Source organism: uncultured Campylobacter sp., assembly GCF_938031315.1.
Taxonomy (GTDB): Bacteria; Campylobacterota; Campylobacteria; order Campylobacterales; family Campylobacteraceae; genus Campylobacter_B.
Genome location: NZ_CALHHT010000451.1, coordinates 1 through 8,303, shown reverse-complemented (window position 1 = coordinate 8,303; position 8,303 = coordinate 1). Strand labels below are relative to the sequence as shown.

The window sequence follows — 8,303 nt, the reverse complement described above, 5'->3', positions numbered from 1 at the left end:
ATAATTTGCGAGCGCTTAGCAGTGCCCGCATCGTCGATATTTACGGCTCCAGCGAAACGGGCGTGATCGCTTGCAACGAAGGCGCGGGGCTTAAAAAATTCGCTCCCGTAAGCGTGCAGATCCGCACGGATATCGATAGCAGCGCGGCAAAACGCAATGGGGCATTACCCGCTACTGCCGATCCTGCGGCAAGCTCTTGCGGCGAAAATTCTATGGTAAAGCCTAAAACGCGCTGTGTGGGCGAGCAAAATACAGACGGGCAAAATACAGACGGACAAGACACAAACCGCTCGGGCGAGCAGGCGTCTAAATTTAATGCAGACGTTAGCGATAAAACCGCAGCCAGCCAGGAAAACAGCTCCACACCGTGCTCTGCGACACAACACGACGATAAATTTACGCAAGCGAGTGGGCTTTGCGATAAATTTGGGGCAAAGCAGCCCGCCGACAAATTTTCGCAAACGGGCGAGTTTACGATCAGCTCTCCTTGGTGCGAGCGCTTCGAAAGCCGCGATTTCGGATATGTGCGCGCAGATGAGATCACGCTTTTGGGGCGCGGCGACCGCACCGTCAAAATCAACGAAAACCGCGTGAGCCTCGATCTGCTCGAAGCCAAGCTTCGCTCGCATGAATTTATCGGCGAATGCAGGATCGATCTGCACCCGCAGCGCGACCGCGCCGTAGCTCTTATCAAGCTTAGCAGCCGCGGCGAGCAGGCGTTTCGCGCAGGCGGCAAAAAGGGCGTCACGGATGAGCTGAAGGCCTTTTTGAAGCCTGAATTCGGCGCGATTTTGCGCTACTTCAAAATCGCGAGCAAGCTGCCTTTTAACGAGCAGGGAAAGCTAAGCAAAAAGGACTTTTTAAGCGCCCTGCAGCGCTACGAGGTGCCGGTTTTTGAGCGGAGCGCGGAGAATGAGTTTCGCGCGAAGGTGCGTGCAAGCGACTTTTATTTCGACGGACATTTTGCACGATTTGCGCTGGTGCCCGCGTTTATGCAGCTTCGCTTCGTATTGATCTGCGCAAAAGCCCTTGGCTACGAGCTGGACGGCACGCAAAAGATAGAAAATTTAAAATTTAAAAATTTCATCCGCCCGGGCGATGAAATTTCGATCAAAATCACCGAGGCAAGCGGCAAACTCCGCTTTGAAATTTCAAACGACAAGGTCTGCGCCAGTGGAAGAATTTGCCTTTAAGCCCGCGTTTTTACTGCCCTACTTCAACCACCCCGCGCGCATCGCCGAGCTCGTGCACGCCCTGGCGCCCATCGCGCCCGTGCTGATCGTGGACGACGGCAGCGACGAAGCGAGCAAAAGCGCGCTAAAGGGGCTTGCGGCTCAAATTTACACCCGCGCGCAAAACGGCGGCAAAGGCGCTGCCGTGTGCGACGGGCTGGCGTGGGCGAAGGAGCTTGGATTTACGCACGCCTTTCAGATCGACGCAGACTTTCAGCACGACGTAAGCAGATGCGAGGAGTTTTTGGCGCTTGCGGCGCAACAGCCCGCCGCGCTGATCTGCGCCGCGCCAGTGTATGACGAAAGCGCGCCCAAATCCCGCCTGCACGGACGTAAGATAATGAATTTTTGGTGCGTGATAAATACCCTCTCGCACCGCATAAAAGACGCGATGTGCGGCTTTAGAATTTACCCGCTAGAGGGGATCGTGCCGCTTCTGTCCCGCACGAAAAGCCGCAGGATGGGCTTTGATGCCGAAATTTTAATCCTGGCCGTGCGCGCGGGGCTAGAGATAAAATGGCTCGATCTGGCGGTGCGCTACGAAGCGGGCGGAGTGAGCCACTTCGCGCCGTTTCGAGATAATTTTGGAATTTCGCTGATGCACGCGAGGCTATTTTGCGGGCTTCCGCTTTGGCTTGCAAAAAGGGCGCTAAAACGCGCCTGCGATAAATTTAAAAAGCGCGGCTTGCAGGATGTTTCGCAGCGGCGCGCAGACGAAATTTTGCAAGGGCTAGCGGGGCAAAACCTTTGCAGCGGCGCGCGGCGCGATGGTTGTAAAGATACGAAAGAGCAGATGGACGGCGGCACAAACGAAAAAGCTGGTACCGAAAAATGCGGCGACAACGCCGCAGCGCAAAGCTCACAGGCGGAAAATTCAGCGCAAAGCTCGCTCGTAAAAGCATCGCAGCAGAGCGCCGCCGCAAAGGACGGGCGCGATGGCTAAACACTGGAGCGAAAACAACGAAAAGGCGGGCGCGGCGCTTTTAAATTTAGCCCGCTTCATCACGCTTCACACGCCTGATTTTTGCATGCGAGGCACCGCGCTTTGCATCTCGGCGATCTATTTTGCGCTGCTTAAAAATGAGCGACGCGCGATCAGGGAGTTTTTGCGGCGCGCGCTCGATCGCGAACCCAAGCTCCGCGAAATTTACGCGAATTTTTATAAATTTTCCCTCAGTCTGTGCGAAAAAATCGCGGTTTGGAACGGCAAGATCGCGCTGGATCAAATTCGCGTGCAAAGCGGCATGAAGGAGCTTTTAAGCGACGGAACGGGTAAAATTTTAATCACTTCGCACTTCGGCAACACCGAGATCGCGCGCGCCCTTTCGGCAAGCACGGCGGGGATAAAAATTAACGTGCTGATCTTTCGCAAACACAGCGAAAATTTTATGAAATTTATCGAAAAAATGGGCGGCGGCGTGAAAATTCTCTACGTCGGCGAGCTCGGCATCGGCGAGATGCTGCAAATCAAAGAGCTGCTGCAAAACGGCGAGCACATCGCGATAATGGGCGATCGCATGCCGGTGGGCTCAGATAAATTTCAAAGCGAGGATTTTTTAGGGCGCAGCGCGAACTTCCCGATCGGCGGCTATCTGCTCGCCAAAATTTTGGACGCGCCACTATTTAGCCTATGGTGCTACGAGGGGCGCAGCGGCCACGAGCTTCGGCTACAACCGCTGCCTGCGCCGCTAAAAAGCCGCGATAAGGCGCGATCTGTAGCGGCGCCGCTTAAAAGCTACGTGCAGCAACTGGAGCTTTATGCCAAAGAATTTCCTTCTCAATGGTATAATTTCTTTGATTTTTGGGCGCAAGGGAAGGACGCGAGCGATACAAAGCACGACGGCGCGCAAAATTTCGGCGAGACGAGCATGGATACTGCGTCAAATTTAAATGGCGCAGCGGATTTAAAAGATACGGCAAGTCCAAACGCCGCGCCGAATTTGAAAAGTACGGCGGACTCGGATACTGCGCTAAATTTAGATAATTCAAATTTAGCCGCCGCAAAATCCGCCTCGCAAGACGAAAAATTTCATAGCGGAGAGAGGAATGAAAGAGTATAAATTTCGCGCCAGATTTTACGACGCCGATCCAATGGGCGTGATGTGGCACGGCAACTACGTAAAGCTCTGCGAGGACGCTAGATGCGAGTTTTGGCGCGACGCGGGCTATACATATATGCAGATGAGAGATGATGGATTTATATATCCCATTATCAAAATGGAGTTTAAATTTATCGCGCCGATACTTTTTGACGACGAGGTTGCGGTGAGCATCGAGCTGCTTGAATGCGACACGATTATAAAATTCTCCTACCGCATCAAAAGCCCGTCGGGCGTACTCCTAGCCAAGGCAACCACATCGCAAGCCGCGGTGGAGCTTGATTCCAAAAGGACGCTGTATGAGATACCGCCGCAGTTAAGGGCGTGCGCGGATAAAATTTTAGCAAAGAAAAATCCCGCGGGTAAAATTTCAGCGGCAGATAAAATTTCATCGGCAAGCAAAGCCGCGCCCGAGCGAAACCGCCCTAAAAACGCCGCAGCGAATGAAATTTTAACCGGCGATAGCGAGCAGTGAAATTTTAGCGAGTATAAAATTAAAGGACTACGATGAAAATTTTAGCTTTATTTTTAGCGATTTTGGGACTTGCGAGCGCGCTTGAAGTAAGCGATCTGGCGCTTAAGACCGACAATATCGGCGGCAAATTTAGCGAAACGCTCAGCATCGAGGGCTTTGCCGAGCCCGTGCGAAGCAGCGGCGAGTTTAGGATCAAGGGCGGCGAGCTGTTTTGGACGACGCTAGAGCCGGTGCGAAGCGAGCTAAAAATCGGCGCAGACGGCGTTTTTGAGCGCAGCGGCGAGACGTGGGTCAAAAGCGCCGATTCGCTTTTTGATAAGGACACCTTCTTGGCGATCTCGCGCCTGGACGTAGCGCGACTTAGCAAAAATTTCTCGATCGCGCTAAGCGGCAGCAAAGATGCGTGGCGCGCCGAGCTAAGCCCCAAAGGGATGCTGCAAAATATCTTTAAAAATATCGTGATCGAGGGCGGCGCCTATGTCAGGGTGCTGCGGATCAGTAGCGCTAACGGCGACGTGAGCGAAAACGTATTTTCGGGCGTCGTGAGCTTAAATGAGTAAGGGCGCGGTTTTAGCGGTATTCGGCGCGGTTTTCATCGCGCTTTGCGCCTTTATAGCGCTAAATTTAAACCGCGTAAATTCCGATTTTTACGAGCTAAGCGGCATCGAAATTTCGGGCGAGCAGAAACAGAGCGTCGAGGATTTCAACCGCGAGATTGCGCGGCAAATCATCGTCGCAAGCGCGGAGAAGGCGAGCTTTGACGCGTTCATTGCAGATATGCAAAAAAGCGGGCTTTTTGAAAGCATAATCTACGAAGTCAAGGACGCGAGAGTGTATCAGAGCGAGCTTGCGCGCTTTGCGCCCGCGATGCTAGACGATGCGAGCGTAGAGCTTTTAAAAAGCGATCCGCAGGCTTTTTTTGAGCGTAGCGCGCGTGAGCTTTACTCAAAATTTCGCCCGCTTGGCCTCTCGCAGGATTTTTTCTCACTCAGCCTTCACTCGCGCCTCGGCGCTCGCGGCGCGATTAAGCTCGATCCTGCGCAAAACCGCTTCATCGCGATCATTGACGGCGCGCCGCACTACCTCGCTACGGCCAAACTCGCTCCGAAAGCAAACGACGACGCGCTTAGCGCGCTGGTGCACAAGGCGCAAAAGAGCAAAATTTTAATCTCAGGCACCGCCCTTTTTAGCGCATTGGGCAAAAGCGCGGGCGTGCGCGAGAGCTCCATAGCGGGCGCCGTATCGCTTAGCCTGTGCGCGGCGCTGCTGCTGGCGGCATTTTCGCGCGCACGGATCTTCTGCCTGCTGCTGCCCGCACTTTTCGGGCTTGCCTGCGGCGTAGCAGCTACGATGGCGATCCGCGGCTCGATCCACATCCTAAGCGCCGTGGTTTCGACGAGCCTAATCGGGCTGATGCTGGATTACGCGGTGCACTGGCTCGGCGCAAACATCTCGCGCCGCATCGAAGCTCGCTCGATAAAAAGCATGCGAAACATCCTGCTTCTAGGGTTTTTCATCACCGCGGGAGGCTACTTCGTATTTTTATTCAGCCCGTTTTTTCTGCTCAAAGAGATCGCGATCTTTGCCATAGCCGCACTTGCGGGGGCGTTTTGTTTTAGCTACTTCGCCCTGCCGCTACTTCTTGAAGGGGCGGAATTTTGCCCCGCCCCGGTCTTTGCAAAAGCTCTTGAACTCTACGCAAAGGCTCTTTGCAAGGTAAACCTAAGCCTAAAAGCGCTCATTCTAGTTTGCGCGGCGCTGCTTGCGTTTTTGTATTTTAAAATGGAGCTTAAGGACGACGTCAGCGAATACGCGAGCTTGGATAAAAACCTAATCGCGATGAGCGCCAAGCTCGCAAGCATCGGAGGCTCCAGCTTCGATCTGATCGTGGGCAACAACGCGAGCGCGGTAGCCAAAGAGGCCGTGGCGCGCGGTCTTGCAGACTCATACACCGGCGCGCCGATTTTGGATCCCGCTACGCAGAGCTTTATCAAGCAGTCCTTTGCAAACTACGATAAAAGCGCATTTTTAAATCTCGGGCTTAGTCGCGAGCTCGTGGACGCAAACTTTGCCAAGATCGCAGATGCGCCTATTTTAAGCTACGAGCAGGCGAGAAGCTCCGTTCTTTTTGCCGCGATGCCGAGCATCGATCCGCATATCGCTTTTTTGCGCGGCGTGCGCGATAAAGCTGCCGTAAGCGAGCTTGCCGCGCAGATGGGCGCGCTGCATCTAAACATGCGAAGCGCCATAAGCGAGGCGTTTTCGCAGATCAAAATCAACGCCTTGTATCTAAAATGTGCCGCATACGCCCTCGCGCTCGCACTGCTGTGGGCGTTTTTCGGCGCGCGGACGGCGTGGCTGATCGTCATCTGCGTTTTTGCGACAAATTTGGCCGTGCTCGCCCTGCTTAGCGCATTCGGCGTGAGCGTGAATATTTTTGCGATCTTTGCGCTGATCCTCTCTGGCGCCGTGGGGATTGACTATATGATCTTTGCAAACAACGATAAGATGGCGCTTAGCGATAAAATTTTCGGCATCACGCTCGCGTCTCTTACCAGCATAATCTCCTTTTTCACGCTCGCTTTCAGCTCCACTAAAGCCGTGACGCTGTTTGGGCTCTGCGTCAGCCTAAATATCGCGCTAGCGGCGATCTTGGCGCAAATTTTAGCGGCGAGCAAGAAAAGCTAATCAAGCGGGAGCCGAAAGTACTAAATAGACGCTATTTGCGTCGCTTGCAGATAAAATTTATGAAAAAGTGTGCCGTAAATTTACGTAGCCGCGACGAATGAAAATTTAGCCTAGCGCGCCGCGAGATAAAATTTAACTAATCGAAGCGCGAGATGAAATTTCGACCAAGCAAGCTGCGAACCGAAATTTAAAAAACAAGGTTGCGGGATAAATTTTAAAAGTTGATCTTTGGCGCAGCGTCTCGAAGCATGCTATTAAATTTGAACCTATGTAGTGCATTTTTAAATTTAAACCCTTACGGCGCGTTATTAAATTTAAATCTGCGCGCCGGTTCGCCCTACTCGCCGTTTTTCCCCGCTTTTATCATCTTTATAAATTCCTTTGCGAGCTTGGATGGTTTTTTATACACGACCGAAAACGACACGTCCAAAAGCGGCTCATACGCGACGTCAAAGAGCGTGATGTAGTCTTTTTGCGTCTCAAAAATGTACCGCGCGAAGCTGAAGCTGACGCAAAGCCCCGCCGCGACCATCGCGTTAGCCACGTACAGATAGGAGGTGTCGCAGAAAATTTGAGGCGTAAAGCCCGCGTTTTCGAATATTTTTTTAAAGTTCGACTCGCTTTTTAAAATTTTACTGCTGATTGCAAATTTATCGGATTTGAACTCGCTAAGTGCGATTTTAGGGTATTTCTCGGTAGAATTTATACTCGCTCGCGAAACGGCAGGATGAGAGGAGCAGACGCTTAGAAGCAGCCTGCGCTTTTTTATAAACTCGCACTCAAGCCCCTCTGCAGCAAGCTCGCCAAAGTGCGCGGCATAGATGACATCAAGCTCGCCGCTTTTTAGCATCTCGATGAGCGCGGGTTCGGAGTGAGCGTGCACAACCCTAATGTCGGCTTTGGAAAACCTGCTATAAAACATCGCGATGATCTTTTCGATAAATTTAAAGCTGGTCGAGGTCGCGCCGATTACGAGCTTACCCGTCTTGATCGACGAAAGTCCGCGTATTTCGTTATTTAGCTCCTTATTGAGCCTAAGCATATTTTTCGCTCTGGCGATGTAAATTTCGCCCGCGTATGTAAGCTCAAGGCCGTTTTTTCTATCAAAAATTTCGATCCCGAGCTCCTTTTCTAAAAGCATAATGCTCTTTGAAAGCGACGGCTGCGCGATTCCAAGCTCGCTCGCCGCTTTTGTAAAGCTTTTAAGCTCCGAAATTTTTACCGCAAATTCCATATGTCGCAGGCTCATTTTTTGCCCCTTCGGTTGAAATTTTATAGCCTTTAGCTATTAAATTATATACCAAATAACATTTGACTTACATAAAGATTTAATATAAAATTACAATATTAATCTTTAAGATTAAGGGATTTCAAAGTAAAGGAGCAATATGCAGAGACGCGACATACTGAAAATGGGTATGGTAGGAGCCGGTGCACTCGCACTCGGCGCGGTAAATGCGCAAGCAAGCGCAGTGGACGCAAAGGACGTCAAATTTGACGAAGAGTGGGATGTCATCATCATCGGTAGCGGTTTTGCGGGACTTGCGGCGGGCTTAAAAGCAGCCGAAAAGGGCAACAAAGTCTTGATTCTCGAAAAGATGGGCCGTATCGGCGGAAACTCCGTCATCAACGGCGGCGGTATGAGCGTGCCGATGAACCCCGTGCAGGAAAAAACGGGTATCAAAGACAGCAAAGAGCTATTTATGAACGACTGCTTAAAGGCAGGCCTTGGCATCAACCACCCTGAGCTTTTAAGCACCCTAGCCGATCGCGGCTTGGACGCGTTTAAATTCCTCGTCGATAGCGGCG

Annotated in this window: 7 protein-coding genes and 1 pseudogene; 7 read left to right on the top strand and 1 reads right to left on the bottom strand. The window is 52.0% G+C overall.

Annotation, left to right across the window (positions count from 1 at the left end; all coding sequences use genetic code 11):
- The 6 genes and pseudogenes from Q0236_RS11325 to Q0236_RS11300 form a co-directional block, all read left to right on the top strand.
- Window positions 1-1,193, top strand: a pseudogene (locus tag Q0236_RS11325) (hypothetical protein); the annotation flags it as partial.
- Complete coding sequence (locus Q0236_RS11320; RefSeq protein ID WP_297918042.1) at window positions 1,174-2,175, top strand: glycosyltransferase family 2 protein; 1,002 nt, start codon at window positions 1,174-1,176, stop codon at window positions 2,173-2,175. The pseudogene Q0236_RS11325 and the gene Q0236_RS11320, both read left to right, overlap by 20 nt.
- Window positions 2,168-3,292 (top strand): hypothetical protein, encoded by a 1,125-nt coding sequence (locus Q0236_RS11315; protein WP_297918039.1) that lies wholly within the window; start codon window positions 2,168-2,170, stop codon window positions 3,290-3,292. The genes Q0236_RS11320 and Q0236_RS11315 overlap by 8 nt, the downstream gene beginning before the upstream one ends.
- The gene (locus Q0236_RS11310) at window positions 3,279-3,806 is read left to right on the top strand and encodes a thioesterase family protein (protein WP_297918036.1); all 528 of its coding nucleotides are present in this window, start codon (window positions 3,279-3,281) and stop codon (window positions 3,804-3,806) included. The genes Q0236_RS11315 and Q0236_RS11310 overlap by 14 nt, the downstream gene beginning before the upstream one ends.
- A gap of 32 nt (window positions 3,807-3,838) precedes the next feature.
- Window positions 3,839-4,366: an outer membrane lipoprotein carrier protein LolA gene (locus tag Q0236_RS11305; RefSeq protein ID WP_297918032.1), complete on the top strand. Its 528-nt coding sequence runs from the start codon at window positions 3,839-3,841 to the stop codon at window positions 4,364-4,366.
- A complete protein-coding gene (locus tag Q0236_RS11300) occupies window positions 4,359-6,494 on the top strand; it encodes a hypothetical protein (RefSeq protein ID WP_297918027.1) in 2,136 nt (711 codons plus the stop codon). Before Q0236_RS11305 ends, Q0236_RS11300 begins: the two co-directional genes overlap by 8 nt.
- A 337-nt stretch (window positions 6,495-6,831) precedes the next feature.
- On the opposite strand, the gene Q0236_RS11295 is transcribed toward Q0236_RS11300, so the two are convergent.
- Window positions 6,832-7,743 carry a LysR family transcriptional regulator gene (locus tag Q0236_RS11295; protein WP_297918024.1) on the bottom strand — a complete coding sequence of 304 codons (912 nt, stop codon included), beginning with the start codon at window positions 7,741-7,743 and terminating at the stop codon, window positions 6,832-6,834.
- 139 nt (window positions 7,744-7,882) lie between these two features.
- Between Q0236_RS11295 and Q0236_RS11290 the strand changes: the two genes are divergently transcribed.
- On the top strand, window positions 7,883-8,303 hold a 421-nt coding region (locus Q0236_RS11290), incomplete at its 3' end, for an FAD-dependent oxidoreductase (protein ID WP_297918020.1).

What these genes read in the sequence shown, in the direction of transcription:
- Q0236_RS11295 (WP_297918024.1), bottom strand. Translation starts at nt 7,743, where the DNA reads ATGAGCCTGCGACATATGGAATTTGCGGTAAAAATTTCGGAGCTTAAA.
- Q0236_RS11315 (WP_297918039.1), top strand. Translation starts at nt 2,168, where the DNA reads ATGGCTAAACACTGGAGCGAAAACAACGAAAAGGCGGGCGCGGCGCTT.
- Q0236_RS11300 (WP_297918027.1), top strand. Translation starts at nt 4,359, where the DNA reads ATGAGTAAGGGCGCGGTTTTAGCGGTATTCGGCGCGGTTTTCATCGCG.
- Q0236_RS11310 (WP_297918036.1), top strand. Translation starts at nt 3,279, where the DNA reads ATGAAAGAGTATAAATTTCGCGCCAGATTTTACGACGCCGATCCAATG.
- Q0236_RS11305 (WP_297918032.1), top strand. Translation starts at nt 3,839, where the DNA reads ATGAAAATTTTAGCTTTATTTTTAGCGATTTTGGGACTTGCGAGCGCG.